The sequence below is a fragment of the Clostridium sp. genome (genome assembly GCF_047777555.1).
Classification (GTDB): Bacteria; Bacillota; Clostridia; order Clostridiales; family Clostridiaceae; genus Clostridium_H.
Window position 1 is genome coordinate 93,194 of record NZ_JBKEEV010000006.1, and the last position, 15,016, is coordinate 108,209.

The following is a 15,016-nucleotide window of genomic DNA, read 5'->3' on the forward strand; positions in this document are numbered from 1 at the left end:
AATTTAAAGAAAATGAAAGAAAAAGCGTACTATTAACCAGATTATATCAGATAAAACACTATAATATATTAAAAGTGATATATTAATCCGTGCTGATTTATGATACAATATGCTGGTATTAGTAAAAAGGAGGTCGGCAACAATTAACTTATCATCTAGGCAAAAAGAAATTATTGAGTTAGTTAAGGCAAATCAACCTATAACAAGTGAACAATTAGCAAAAAAAATTGGCGTCACTAGGGCGGCGTTGAGACCAGACTTAGCCATACTCACTATGACAGGAATATTAGAAGCTAGACCTAAGGTTGGGTATATATATTCTCAAAAATCTTCCTCAAGTTTAGTGTTTGATTATATAAGAAAAATAAAGGTTAAGGATATTATGTCAAAACCTGTTACTGTAGATGAGCAAACTACTGTATATAATGCAATTGTAAATTTGTTTCTAAACGATGTAGGAACTATATTTGTAGAAAATGATGGATACTTAGTAGGTGCAGTTTCGAGAAAAGATTTTTTGAAAAGTGCTATAGGAGGAACTGATATAAACAAAGTTCCAATAGGAATTATAATGACAAGAATGCCTAATATAGTATGTGTAGAACCAGAAGATTCAGCCTACATAGCAGCAAAAAAAATAATAGAGAGAGAAGTGGATAGTCTACCTGTTATAGAAAGAGTATCGAAAGAGGATGGGGATAAGGTTAAAGTTATAGGCAAGCTTTCCAAAACAAACATAACACGTCTTTTTGTTAAATTAAGTGAAAATAACTAGCATCTAAGAGGAAACTCTTTAGATATATATCTACACAAAGAAAAGGGGATGTTAATGTGGAAGTGAAGAAATATGTTTATCTATTTAGTGAGGGTAATGCAAGTATGAGAAACCTCTTAGGAGGTAAAGGAGCTAATCTTGCAGAGATGACTAATTTAGGAATTCCTGTTCCTCAAGGATTTACAATAACTACAGAAGCCTGCACTAAATACTATGAAGATGGTGAGATTATATCTGAAGATATTATAAGTCAGATTATGCAATCACTAGCTAAAACAGAAGAAATTACAGGCAAAAAATTTGGTGACAAAGATAATCCGCTTCTTGTATCAGTAAGATCTGGAGCAAGAGTTTCAATGCCAGGAATGATGGACACTATTTTGAATCTAGGTTTAAATGATGAAACTGTTCAAGGTGTTGCTAAGCTTACTGGAAATGAAAGATTTGCTTATGATTCATATAGAAGATTTATACAAATGTTTTCAGATGTAGCTATAGGAATTGAAAAGAGAAAATTTGAAGATATATTAGATGAAGTTAAAGAAGAAAAAGGAGCAGAATATGATACAGATCTAGATGCAGAGGATTTGAAGAAGGTTGTACTTAAATATAAAGAGTTATACTTAAAAGAAATGGGAGAAGAATTTCCACAAGATCCTAAAGAACAACTTATGAGTTCTGTACAAGCTGTATTTAAATCATGGAATAATCCAAGAGCAATAGTATATAGAAGATTAAATGATATTCCATCTAATTGGGGAACAGCTGTAAACGTACAATCTATGGTATTTGGTAATATGGGAGAAAATTCTGGAACAGGTGTTGCTTTCACAAGAGACCCTGCTACAGGAGAAAAGAGAATTTTTGGAGAATATTTGATAAATGCTCAAGGAGAAGATGTTGTTGCAGGTATCAGAACTCCTCAGCCAATTTCAAGATTAGAGCAAGATCTTCCACAATGTTATAAGGAATTCATGGATATAGCAACAAGACTAGAAGCACACTATAAAGATATGCAGGATATGGAGTTCACTATAGAACAAGGAAAACTATACTTCTTACAGACTAGAAATGGTAAGAGAACAGCTCAAGCTGCGTTAAAGATAGCTGTTGACTTAGTTGAAGAAGGAGTTTTAACTAAGGAAGAAGCCTTATTAAAAGTAGAACCAAAGCAGTTAGATTCACTACTACATCCAGCTTTCGATTCTGAAGAATTAAAGAAAGCTACTCCAATTGCAAAGGGACTTCCAGCATCCCCAGGTGCTGCATGTGGAAAAGTTTATTTCACTGCACAGGAAGCTAAGAGTAGACATGAAAAGGGAGAAAAAGTAATTTTAGTTAGACTAGAAACTTCTCCAGAAGACATTGAAGGAATGGTAGCTGCAGAAGGAATACTTACAATAAGAGGAGGAATGACATCTCATGCAGCAGTTGTAGCTAGAGGAATGGGAACTTGCTGCGTTGCAGGATGTGGAGAAATAAAGATTGATGAAGAAAATAAAACTTTTGTAGCTTCAGGAAAGACTTATAAAGAAGGAGACTATATATCTCTTGATGGAAGCACAGGAAATGTATATGGAACAGCAATAAAAACTGTAGCTCCAGAAATTTCAGGCTACTTTAGTAGATTCATGGAATGGGCTGATGAAGTAAGGGCATTAAAGGTAAGAGCTAATGCAGATACTCCAAAGGATGCAAAACAAGCAGTTCAATTTGGAGCAGAAGGAATAGGACTTTGTAGAACAGAGCATATGTTCTTTAATGAGGATAGAATACCAGCAGTACGTGAAATGATAGTTTCTGAGGATGAAGATCAAAGAAGAAGAGCACTAGAAAAGCTACTTCCAATGCAAAGAGAAGACTTTATAGGAATCTATGAGGCTATGGAAGATAGAGCTGTTACAATAAGATTTTTAGATCCACCACTACATGAATTCTTACCAACTGAAGAAGAAGATATAAAAGAATTGAGCGCAGATATGGGAATAAGTTACGAACATCTAAAATCTACTATCCAATCATTACATGAATTTAATCCAATGATGGGACATAGAGGATGTCGTCTTACAGTTTCATATCCTGAAATAGCTGAAATGCAGACTAGAGCGGTAATTGAAGCTGCAATTCATGTTAAAAAGGAAAAAGGATATAATATAGTTCCAGAAATAATGATTCCTCTTGTTGGAGAAGCAAAGGAACTAAAATATGTTAAAGATATAGTTGTTAAAACAGCTGATGAGACAATAGCTAAATCAGGAGTAGAATTAAAATACTTAGTAGGTACAATGATAGAAGTTCCAAGAGCTGCTGTTACAGCAGATGAAATAGCTAAAGAAGCTGAATTCTTCTCATTTGGAACAAATGATTTGACACAAATGACATTTGGATTCTCAAGAGATGATGCAGGTAAGTTCTTGAACAGCTATTATGAGAAGAATATATATGAGTTTGATCCATTCCAGAAGTTAGATCAAGATGGAGTTGGAAAACTAGTAAAAATGGCAGTAGATCTTGGAAAGAAAACAAGAGAAAATATTAAGTTGGGAATCTGTGGAGAGCATGGTGGAGATCCATCTTCTGTAGAGTTCTTCCACAATGTTGGACTTAACTATGTATCATGTTCACCATTTAGAGTTCCTATTGCAAGACTTGCAGCAGCACAAGCACAAATAAAAAATCCTAGAAAATAAAACTAAAATAAGTCACCGATTTTAAAGTCGGTGACTTATTTTAGTTTCGATCTTCAATATTAAACTTTTTATTTATATGTTCCATAAATGAATATACAAACTCTATTTGAGAATCGAAATTTTTTACGGATCTATTTAACATATTCACAAAGGTTTTTTTATTGCATTTATCTATATTTTTATAATAATCTCTTGAAATCTTCCAATATTTCTGAGGGAAAGAAAGATAAGCTAAAAGATATTTGTATTCATCAATATTCAAAGAATGTATTTTTTCATATTCTTCTAAAGAACTTAAAACTATGTCCATATTCCAATTAGTTTTGTCTCTTTTTAAAAGCCTTCTAAAAAAGTAGGATAAATCATGTATGCAAAAATCTATCCTGCATTTATCAAAATCTATAATCCATATATCATTATTATCATCAAATATCAGATTTTTGTTAACATAATCCATATGACAAAGAGATATGCTCAAGTTTTCAAAATTTATTGTAGAGAGCATTTCGCTAGATATTTTAGCCAAATGCAATCCTTTATCAAAATGACTAAGAAATATCTTTGAAAAGTAATCACCGTATTTAAAAGCTAGATTAGAGTTTAAAAGCAGTCTTTCAAAGTGTTTGTTAATTGATTCAAAAAGATTATTGCATCCTTTTCTTATAGTACTACCCTCTATAGGAAAAAAATTAAAAGAGACCTTGTGAAATTTTGCTAAGTTTATACAGGAATTTATTATATCATCTTTATTGTCGTAATCACATTTGCGGCCATAAATCCAAGGAGTTAAAATAAACAGCATATTTTCATATTCTACAAACCTGCCTCCATTTTTATTAGGAAGGATTTTAGGGACTTTTATACCATTTCTGTAAATCCATTCTATTGCTGAGTATACAAATAGAAGCTCACCTTTATCAAAATACACTTTTTTTAAACAGTAGTCTTTGCCGGAGTCTGTTACCCTATATACAGCCCTTTGTTTATCTGTATCTTTAAACTTTATAGAAGTAACTTCCGCATTTTCAAGATTATAATAAGGAAGTACAAAGTTCTTCATGTTTTCTTCAGATAATAAATTTATATCATATAATTTAGCCAGCTCAGGCATAAATAACACTCCTTAAAAAAATTCTTATTATAAACATATTAAATAAACTTTAATATTATACATTTAATAGATTATATACTTAGAGAAATTGCAGTATGATACTATAATAAAATTTATAACTTAAAACTTAAGATTATTAAAAGGATTTATGTTAATTGTATAGAAATAATATAAATATAAGTTACATTAAGTTTGGAATTTGCTAATATTATGAATAACATTTGCAATTATATGGGAAAATATATATGTTTATAAAAAATAAAAATGTTGAAGGATATTTATATTTTATAAAGAATATATATATGTGAATAAAAAAAATAAAATTTAAAGAAGGATATTAATATTTTTTGTCGAATATATATAAAGTTGATTCAAAAAATAGTTAATAGGTGGGAATGCTTCATTGATTAGTGAAGAAATAATTCAAAAGATTAAAGATCAAAACGACATAGTAGATGTTATTTCTGAAAGCGTTGCTCTAAAAAGGTCTGGGAGAAACTTTATAGGATTATGTCCATTTCATAATGAAAAAACCCCTTCATTTAGTGTGTCCCAGGATAAGCAAATATATAAATGCTTTGGATGCGGTGAAGCAGGAAATGTTATAACTTTCGTAATGAAAAGCAAAAACATGAACTTCATTGATGCGGTAAAGTACCTAGGAGACAAGGCTAATATAGATATAGGAGATAATACTACTGAAAATACAGAGTATAAAAATAAGATTGAAAAGCTGTATAAAATAAATGTAGAGGCAGCGAGATATTATTTTACATGCTTACAGAGTAATAAGGATGCTATACAGTATTTTATAAGAAGAGGTATTACAAATAAAACTATAAGAAAATTTGGATTAGGATATGCAAGAGATGGATGGAAAAATCTCCTAAACTATTTAAGACGTAGAGGATATACGGAATTAGATATGCTGAATGCAGGATTAATAGTAAAAGGTAAAAATGATTCTTATTATGATAGATTTATAAATAGAGTTATTTTTCCTGTTTTTGATTATAGAGGAAAGGTCATAGGATTTGGAGGAAGAGTTTTAGATGATTCTAAGCCTAAATATTTAAATTCTCCTGAGACTACTATATTTAAAAAAGGAACAAATCTATATGGGCTAAATTTTGCAATAAAAGAGAATAAAAGTAGAACATTAATAATTGTAGAAGGATATATGGATTGTATATCTTTGCATCAATATGGGATTACTAATGTTGTAGCATCACTAGGTACTGCGCTCACAATAGAGCAAGCAAAACTCTTAAAAAGATATGCTGATAAAATAATAGTTTCTTACGATGCAGATTTAGCAGGCCAAAGTGCTACAATTAGAGGATTAAAAATATTAAAAAATGAGGGGTTCGACCTTAGAGTGCTTACCATACCACAGGGAAAGGATCCTGATGAATTTATTAAGAATAATGGCAAAGATGCTTTTATGAAACTTATTGATGATTCCTTGTCCATTGTTGATTATGAAATAAAAGTGGCTGGTACGGGACTTGATATGAAAGATGAAAATATGATTATCAAATATATAGATAGGGCCTGCAATATTATTTCAGAGTTACCTCCTGTAGAAAAGGATGTTTATATAAGAAAACTATCAGAGGAAACAGGAGTAAATGAGCAGGCAATTTATGATTTAATGAGTGAAAAAGCTAAAATAAATGTAAAAAAAATGGAAAAAAAGTATACAAAATATGATTTTGGACAAAAATTATATTTAGAGCCAGCTTATATGAACGCTGAAAGAAATCTTCTTAAAATTATGATTAAGGATATAAATGCATATCAATATATTACTGATATGGTATGCGAAGATGATTTAGTTTTAGATAGTCATAAAAAAATATTTAGTCTTATAAAGAATGCTGTAAAAGAAGGCGCAGAAGACTTTGAAAGATATATAGAAACAAAATGTGATGATATAGAAAGTTCTAAAGAATGGGTAAAGCTGCAGCAAATCTATATTGAAAATACGGATAGTTATAAAGAGTTAACAAGTGATTGTATAAAGAAAATAAAAAAATTCAAGCTGGAGGAGTCGAAGAAGGAAATTATGAAAAAAATCAAAGATTATGAGATAAAAGGATTATTTAAAGAATCTTTAAAGCTTGTAAAAGAACTTGAGATAGTTCAAAAAGATATAATGCAAATGAATAGTAATGAAGGGAGGTAAGAAAATGACAGCGGATAACAAGAAGAAAAACGATGTTAAAAAGACTAATGTTAAAGATAATAATGAGAAAATGAAAATAATAAGAAGCCTTATTGATAAAGGAAAGAAAAATGGAAGTTTAACATATAAGGAAATAATGGATGAATTAGATAATGTAGAGCTAAGTCCAGAGCAGATAGAAAAAGTATATGCAGTTCTTGAATCCATGGATATTGAAGTAATAGGAGATATGAAAGAATTAGAAGTTGAGGAAGAAGAACTAGACCTTTCTATACCAGAGGGAATATCTATAGATGATCCAGTTAGAATGTACTTAAAAGAAATTGGTAAAGTACCATTATTATCACCAGAAGAAGAAATAGAATTAGCAAATAGAATAGAAGCTGGAGATATTGTTGCAAAGAAAAAGTTGGCTGAAGCAAATTTAAGACTGGTTGTCAGCATTGCAAAACGTTATGTAGGTCGTGGAATGTTGTTTCTAGATCTTATACAAGAAGGAAATTTAGGACTTATAAAAGCAGTAGAAAAGTTCGATTATAGAAAAGGATTTAAGTTTAGTACTTATGCTACATGGTGGATAAGGCAGGCTATTACAAGAGCCATAGCAGACCAAGCAAGAACTATAAGAATACCTGTACACATGGTAGAAACTATAAATAAACTTATAAGAGTTTCAAGACAACTTCTTCAAGAATTAGGACGTGAGCCGCAGCCAGAAGAAATAGCCAAAGAAATGGATATGCCAGTGGATAAAGTTAGAGAGATAATGAAAATAGCTCAAGAGCCAGTTTCTCTTGAAACACCTATAGGAGAAGAAGAAGATAGTCATTTAGGAGACTTTATTCCAGATGATGAAGCTCCTGCACCAGCTGAAGCTGCAGCATTTACTATGTTGAAAGAACAGCTTATAAATGTACTAGATACTCTTACTCCAAGAGAAGAGAAAGTGTTAAGATTGAGATTTGGGCTTGATGATGGAAGAGCAAGAACTCTTGAAGAGGTTGGAAAAGAGTTTAATGTAACAAGAGAAAGAATAAGACAAATTGAGGCAAAAGCCTTGAGAAAATTAAGACATCCAAGTAGAAGTAAGAAGTTAAAGGATTATTTAGATTAATATTGTTATTGAGAGTAAAGTTTACCTTTACTCTTTTTTTATGATATAATATCTAATGAGAAGGTGATGATATGGATATATATAATAGTAAAAAAGGTACAAGTTCAATTAGTATATTTTTTTTCATTACAATACTAAATCTATGTGTGATTACCTTAAGTCGTTTTATTGATGTATATGTATTATTAACTTTGATAAAAGTCTTTTTAATATTGGCAGATTTATATGGATTATATTATTTATTATTGTCTATATCATTAAAATACAGCATAGACGATAAAAATTTATATATTTCAGGTATATATGGATTAAGGAAAGTTAAAGTTCCTTTTAAAGATATACAAGCTTATAATATTTCAAAGGAAAAAATGAATGGTGTTAGGTTATATGGTATTGGAAATTCTAATTTTGCTTTTGGAAGATATGCTATAGATAAAATAGGAACTACCCGTATGTTTGTCACTTCAAGAAAAAACATTATATATTTGAGAACAAAAGATATAAATTATGCAATATCTCCAGAAGAAGTGGAGAGGTTTACGTGCTGTTTAAAGGATAAACAAGTTCCTATATTAGAATGGAAAAGTTCAAATAAAAAAGAAGTTGCTTTGCATAAAGAAAAAAGTTTCATGATTCCTTTTGTTGTAGTGAGCATTATTACATTACTATTAACAGCAATTCCGTTGATATTATATTTAAAAGGATTAATTCCAGCAGATATGCCTTTGAGCCTTAATGGGAAATTTGAACCGGTAAAAATGGGAAGTGGAAAGCAATTTGCCTTTAAACAGATGACTTATGGAGTTTTGAATATGGCAATTTTATTCTGCATGTATTATGCAGCCCATTTTTATGCAAAATATGATAGAAAGAGTGCTAATCTATACATTTATTTATCTTTAATAATATCCTTGGCATTCTTTTTGATGCAGTTGAAAATAGTATTTCAATTTATTGTATAGGAGACTACATATGAATATAAGCATAAGACTAAAAACTATAGCTAGCTTGATTGATGAATGTAATAGAATTTCTGATGTAGGTACGGATCATGCATATCTTCCTATTTATTTAATAAAAATGGGTATATGCAAAGAAGCTATTGCATCAGATATAAATAGAGGACCTGTAGAAAAGGCGGAACATAATATAAAAAGAGAAGGGTTAGAAAATAAAATTATTTGCAGACTAGGGGCAGGACTTACTACAATTGAGCCCTACGAAGTTGACTGTGCTATAATAGCAGGCATGGGTGGAAATTTAATTAGGGATATAATTGAGGAAAGTAAAGATGTATTTAAAAGCCTTAAATATGCAGTATTGCAGCCAGTACAAAATCCAGACATATTAAGAAAGTATCTATATGAAAGCGGATATGACATTCTTGAGGAAGAACTTTGCATAGATGAAGGAAAATATTATGAGATAATAAAGGTAAAGTATAATAATGAGCCTAAAGTGTTAGATGATATATACTATGAAATTGGTGAAAAACTAATATGCAAAAGGCATCCACTACTAAAAGAATATATTAATCATAAAGTAAATAAATATGCTAATATTCTAAGTTACATAGACGATGAAACAGAGTTAGCTAAGTTAAGAAGAATTGAACTAGAAAAGAAAATAAGAAAATTGGAGGAAATTGATTCATGGCTTTAAAGGTAAGAGATATAAAGGAAGTAATAGAGAAGTTTGCTCCAGTAAGTTTAAAGGAAAGTTACGATAATGTAGGACTTATGGTAGGGGAGTTAGACAAGGAGATAACCTCAATTTTAGTAGCTTTAGACTGTACAATGGAAGTAATAAAAGAAGCTGTGGAAAAGAACTGCAATCTAATTATTACTCACCATCCTTTATTGTTTAAAAAACCTTCCTCTATAACAGGAGAGACTTTAGCTGGAAGAAAGATAATGGAGCTTATAAAAAATGATATAAGTTTATATTCTGCTCATACTAATTTAGATGCTGTAGATGGTGGAATAAATGATACTGTAATGAACTTGCTTGGATTAAATGAATATGTAACTATGGAATTATCTTCAGGAAGATGCTCTGAGGATAATAAAAGCGGTATAGGAAGACTAGCTAGTTTAGATGAAAGTATAACTTTGAAGGATTTATGTATCAGAGTAAAGAGAAGCTTTAAGATACCTTATGTAAGATATGCTGGAGAAGATTCTATGAAAATAAAAAAGGTGGCTGTAATAAATGGCAGTGGACAAGATTATTTTTCACTAGCTAAGAAAATGGGAGCAGACTGTATAATAACAGGAGACACAAGTTATCACTATGTCAGTGATTTTTCTGAAGAAGGTATAGGAATAATAGATGCAGGACACTTTGGAACAGAATGGCCTGCCCTTAAAATACTAGCTTTCATGTTGGAGATCAAACTTCAACGTGATGGACATAAAACTAAAGTTCTTGTGTCGGAAAAAGTGAAAGATCCGTATAAGATATATTAGAGGTTATAGAATAGGGCATGAAGAAGTAATTGTTATTTATTGAAATATAATTGGCATTTCAAATATGATATTCCATATAAGGCAAAAAATAAAATTTGCTTTTTGTTAGCTTCTATGTTAACATATATTTTGCGAGTAAGCCAGATGGTCGCTGCTGCATTATATGCAGGAGAGGAAAGTCCGAGCTCCATAGGGCAGGGTGCTGGGTAATACCCAGTGGAGGCGACTCTAAGGAAAGTGCAACAGAGATATACCGCCTATTATATTGTAAAGATACCCATGTGTGAGCTTTAATAGCTTTGGGGATTTACAAAATAGGTAAGGGTGGAAAGGCGAGGTAAGAGCTCACCAGCGCAATGGCGACTTTGCGGCTATGTAAACCCCACCTGGAGCAAGATCGAATAGGAAGACGTATGGGGCTGCCCGTCCCGTCTTCGGGTAAGATCGCTTGAGCCTATTGGTAACAATAGGCCTAGATAGATGACCGTTTAATACAGAACTCGGCTTATAGACTTAGTCGCATAACATATGGAAACTCAATGCTTTTAAGGCATTGAGTTTTCTGCTTATATACGGTAAGATACAAATCACTTATTTCATATCTAAAGCCATGAGAAAAGACTACTCTATTAACATGGATTAATTCTCTCAGATTTAATTAATTCTATTTTATAAGTTACATACAAATAAGTAAATAGTACAGAACCTATTAATCTTGCTTATAACCTTGGAAATATGAGGGGTTGAGCTGCTATGAAAAATTATTTGAAAATTATGGTGAGTAAAATTAGACTTTCGTTAAAAAAGTTTTTATAATAACTATTGTAAACAAAAACAATACTCCGAGCGCTCGATTTAGTAGAAATATCTGCAGATATTAATAAAATAAAACGTAAGATATTCGGGGGTGTTTTGAATGTATTCACTTAATGTATGTATCAATTATTATATAAATGAGCTTGTATTGTCTAATCATGCAAAGAGTACAATGGAGGCCTATAAAGGAGATTTAGATCAGTTTAAAAAGTTTATAAAAAATAAATATAGTGGCATTAGAGATATAGAGCAGATAAAGGTAAAACATATAGCAGAGTTTAGACGTTATCTATCAGTAGAAAAACAATTTTGCGAAAAAACAATCAAGAGAAAAATCGATTGTTTGAGAGCATTCTTTGGTTATTTATATGAATATGGATATATAGATGCAAATCCTACTGTGAAATTGATTAAAAATAAAATTAAAAAAGAAGAGCTGCCAAAATACTTGAACTATAAAGAAATTTCACAAATTATAGCAGCTGCTAAATCGAATAAAAATGAAAATCTCATAAGAGATACTGCATTATTATACTGCTTTGCTTATACTGGAGCTAGAAGATCAGAGATTTTACAGCTTAATTGGTCCAATGTTAATTTTTTTGATTCAACACTTGCTATTCATAGGGAAAAGAATGGTACATCAGATATACTACCATTACAAGATGGTTTAAAAAAAGCACTAAAGGATTTATATATACAAAGTAGACCAGATCCAGACGATCCAGTATTTATCTCAAAAAAAGGAAATAGGCTTTCAAATACTGCATTTAATGAAATGCTTAGAAAGTCTGTTAAATTATCGGGACTAAAAAAAGACTTTAATATTACAAGTCATATATTTAGGCATTCATTTATTACTGAACTTATGAAGCAAGGAGTTACGCTAAGAGAAATACAGCAGTATACAGGGCACAAAGATATAAATAGTTTAATGGGATATACTCATATTTGTAGCGAATATAAGAAGAGAGTTATTGAGACTTTGCCACAAATATCTGTATAGGGCTTTATCATTTGACACCTTGAGGGGTGGAGCTTAATATGAATATTAAAACATAAAAGACAGATTATCAATATATGAGAGATAACCTGTCTTTTGTATTTATTAGATAAAATTGATATTTTTGTTACGATTTTAAAGGAAAATAACGAAAGATGTTGAATATATTTATCTGAACAAAATCAAGATATGCAATTTAATTAGTGACGTAGTGAATATAATGAGAGAATAATTATAAGTATGAAGATGAGTTGACATCTTCATTCTATTTTTGCAATGAAAATGTATATAAGGAATGTGAATGTATGGACTAACTTAAGAGGTATGTTCCTTTAATACATATTATTAAAAATATATGAGCTAAACATCTAAATAATTATATATTATGATCATTAAAATATTTTGTTTTTAGTAATTTCAATGGCTGAAATTACTAAATTTGAGGGTGGCGATAATTTTGAATTCTTCAGTGTCTTTATATAATGGGGTATTAACATCTTTAATTACATTCTATACTATTTATCAATTAAACAGGGATTGCGATAAACCCAGGTTAAATGATTATATTATGCCAGTTTTATTAACTGCAGTATATTCATCGCAACTAATTGTAATATTCCCTAATGTTAGTTTGACATTTAAGCTGATTTCTAATTTTTTGGTCATTATTTTGTCCACGAAATTATTTTTAAAATATAATATTTTCAATTCACTAATATCTGGAGCTTTATCTATAGTGATATTGGGAATTGGAGATGTTATTGTTTCAATTTTATACGTTTTACCATTAAAAATAACTTTCGAGACTTATACTACGAGTTTTTTTCATATAGCTATAGGAAGCGTTTTTATGTTTTTTACAGCCTTTTGTTTTATTAAGTTTTTGGGAGAAAGGTTAATAAATATTAGAAACTATGCACTTAAGAAAAACTACAAATTAATGATTATTTTAGCTACAGATTTTGTTTCTATGTTGCTTTTACTTCTCATTAGCTATAATACTTATTTGGTTTTGGTAAAGAATTTTAAAATATTTAATGAGCAAACTAATACTATTAACAATATGATTTTTATAGTAATTATTTTATCAGTGATAATAGCAGTTACAATATATTCTTTAAATAGCTCAATAATAAATAAATTAAAATTTGACCAGGCTATGGACAATTATTATATAGATGATTTGACAGGGGTTTTAAATAGGAAAGCTGGAATAAGTTTGCTAAGGAAACAGTTGAAATTTAGTCAACAGAAGAAACAAAGTTTTACTATTTGTTACATAGATATAAACAAGTTAAAAGAGGTTAATGATACTTATGGACACAAACAAGGAGATAGATTAATTACTGAAATAATCAATGTCATTAAAGAAAACATAAGAAAGGCAGATAAAATATCACGGCTAGGTGGAGATGAATTTATTATTATATTTCCCGATTATAATATTAAAGAAGCAGAGATTATTACAAAGAGAGTATTGAAAGAACTTGGGAATACTAAATGGAAATTAGATGATGGATATGCTATTAGTTTTAGCTACGGTTTTGCACAATGTAATGGCGAAACTTATGAGACTGTAGAAAGCTTAATAGAAAAGGCAGATAAGCAGATGTATCAATTTAAAAGACTATATAAAGAGGGGAAATGCTGATTCAAAATATTATTAAGTATAGTTGTTAAAAGCTATATAATATAAATTGAAGAAAGATATTATGAAATTAATTTACAACAACATATACAGACTTGTTATAAAGGCTATCTCTAAATAGATTGATTGTTAAAGTATGGTAAAATGAATGGATGGTAATAGGAAAATGAATAGAACTAAACGATCCTATTGTAAAAGTAAGCCATCAAGACTAATTTTTGATTTTAAAGCAGTTAGAGCTTCAAGAAAGGTAATATTTGAAACTAGAGATGTAGTAACGGAAGTCTCGAATTGTGGATAGTGGACAACTAAAATCCCATAGGATGTGTTACAAAACCCTTGAGGTATATGGCCTCAGGGGTTGTTTTATTGCGGCTATAATCTTTAATTTTCATATGATTATAGCTGCTAATTTTTTTGTGAAAGTTTGTATGGAGTAAAATTAGACTTTCATAAAAAAGGTATCTATAATATGAAATATAAACAGTAAATTAATTTGAGAGCTCGAATTAGTGAAACTGATTCAATGAATGGTGGTAGTTATTGGATTGAATATTTACATTAGATACAATGTGAAAATAAATTATTGCAGTATTAACTAAGAGTAATTTAAAGGATTATAGTTTACGATTATATAGATTAAATAGTAAGGCTAGAACATTATGGACAAAGTTAAAATAGATTAAGAAGCGTGGTATGATGAGAAAAGTAAAGACAATTATAAGAAATGATGTCAAATATATGTTAGGTGGTACCTACAACGATAAGATTATTACTAATGTAGAGGTGTACTTGGATGAGAGAGGATTTGTATATGTGCTAATGCATGAGGATGAGGAATTATTGAATTTCTATGCTAATTGCGAGACTTTTGCTGCGGAATACTATGATGATGGAATAGTATGTGAGTACAACAAACCTATAAGTGCATTTTGTGAAGAGATAGTTGAGAATTACAGCAGCATAGAATTGGGACAGGCTCAATATTTTATCGGACAGTATGTGAATGGCTTGCAAATAAATGACATAGTAAAAGTTATTGATATATACGGATGGGATTCCTATGAATGTCGTGATGTATATGGATATGTAATTGTAAGTATATTAAGTCATTTTACTGATACTCATGGCTTGATTACAAAGCCACCTATGAAACAAATAATGTAATATATATGGTTAGGTAAAAGCGAGTGCTAATTATCA

General features: G+C 30.2%; 12 protein-coding genes and 1 other RNA gene. 12 read left to right on the forward strand and 1 reads right to left on the reverse strand.

Translation table 11 applies throughout. The features are described 5' to 3' along the window. Nucleotides 1–109: 109 nt before the first annotated feature. Together ACFWTK_RS10415 and ppdK are read left to right on the forward strand one after the other, a co-directional pair. A complete protein-coding gene (locus ACFWTK_RS10415; RefSeq protein WP_415875952.1) occupies nucleotides 110–775 on the forward strand; it encodes a helix-turn-helix transcriptional regulator in 666 nt (221 codons plus the stop codon). Nucleotides 776–831: 56 nt separating this feature from the next. Continuing rightward, nucleotides 832–3,465 (forward strand): pyruvate, phosphate dikinase, encoded by a 2,634-nt coding sequence (ppdK, locus tag ACFWTK_RS10420; protein WP_415875953.1) that lies wholly within the window; start codon nucleotides 832–834, stop codon nucleotides 3,463–3,465. 40 nt (nucleotides 3,466–3,505) lie between these two features. Here ppdK and ACFWTK_RS10425 read toward each other — a convergent pair whose 3' ends face one another. Further along, entirely contained in the window at nucleotides 3,506–4,576 is a 1,071-nt protein-coding gene (locus ACFWTK_RS10425) for a CotS family spore coat protein (protein WP_415875954.1), read from the reverse strand. A gap of 403 nt (nucleotides 4,577–4,979) precedes the next feature. Here ACFWTK_RS10425 and dnaG point away from each other — a divergent pair, with 403 nt between their 5' ends. The 10 genes from dnaG to ACFWTK_RS10475 all read left to right on the forward strand — a co-directional run bounded on the left by dnaG (nucleotide 4,980) and on the right by ACFWTK_RS10475 (nucleotide 14,980). Next, entirely contained in the window at nucleotides 4,980–6,764 is a 1,785-nt protein-coding gene (gene dnaG, locus ACFWTK_RS10430) for a DNA primase (RefSeq protein WP_415875955.1), read from the forward strand. 4 nt (nucleotides 6,765–6,768) lie between these two features. Beyond that, entirely contained in the window at nucleotides 6,769–7,878 is a 1,110-nt protein-coding gene (rpoD, locus tag ACFWTK_RS10435; protein ID WP_415875956.1) for an RNA polymerase sigma factor RpoD, read from the forward strand. Between the two features lie 71 nt (nucleotides 7,879–7,949). Next, entirely contained in the window at nucleotides 7,950–8,840 is an 891-nt protein-coding gene (locus ACFWTK_RS10440; protein WP_415875957.1) for a PH domain-containing protein, read from the forward strand. A gap of 10 nt (nucleotides 8,841–8,850) precedes the next feature. After that, complete coding sequence (locus ACFWTK_RS10445) at nucleotides 8,851–9,540, forward strand: tRNA (adenine(22)-N(1))-methyltransferase (RefSeq protein ID WP_415875958.1); 690 nt, start codon at nucleotides 8,851–8,853, stop codon at nucleotides 9,538–9,540. Further along, complete coding sequence (locus tag ACFWTK_RS10450) at nucleotides 9,531–10,346, forward strand: Nif3-like dinuclear metal center hexameric protein (RefSeq protein WP_415875959.1); 816 nt, start codon at nucleotides 9,531–9,533, stop codon at nucleotides 10,344–10,346. The genes ACFWTK_RS10445 and ACFWTK_RS10450 overlap by 10 nt, the downstream gene beginning before the upstream one ends. A gap of 132 nt (nucleotides 10,347–10,478) precedes the next feature. Beyond that, an RNA gene (rnpB, locus tag ACFWTK_RS10455) (RNase P RNA component class A) lies at nucleotides 10,479–10,870 on the forward strand. 392 nt (nucleotides 10,871–11,262) lie between these two features. After that, nucleotides 11,263–12,168: a tyrosine-type recombinase/integrase gene (locus ACFWTK_RS10460; RefSeq protein WP_415875960.1), complete on the forward strand. Its 906-nt coding sequence runs from the start codon at nucleotides 11,263–11,265 to the stop codon at nucleotides 12,166–12,168. Between the two features lie 733 nt (nucleotides 12,169–12,901). Then, nucleotides 12,902–13,816, forward strand: coding sequence for a GGDEF domain-containing protein (locus ACFWTK_RS10465; RefSeq protein WP_415875961.1), 915 nt, complete (start codon nucleotides 12,902–12,904; stop codon nucleotides 13,814–13,816). Between the two features lie 163 nt (nucleotides 13,817–13,979). Beyond that, nucleotides 13,980–14,114 carry a hypothetical protein gene (locus ACFWTK_RS10470; protein ID WP_415875962.1) on the forward strand — a complete coding sequence of 45 codons (135 nt, stop codon included), beginning with the start codon at nucleotides 13,980–13,982 and terminating at the stop codon, nucleotides 14,112–14,114. A gap of 398 nt (nucleotides 14,115–14,512) precedes the next feature. Continuing rightward, nucleotides 14,513–14,980 (forward strand): hypothetical protein, encoded by a 468-nt coding sequence (locus tag ACFWTK_RS10475; RefSeq protein WP_415875963.1) that lies wholly within the window; start codon nucleotides 14,513–14,515, stop codon nucleotides 14,978–14,980. Nucleotides 14,981–15,016 lie beyond the last annotated feature (36 nt).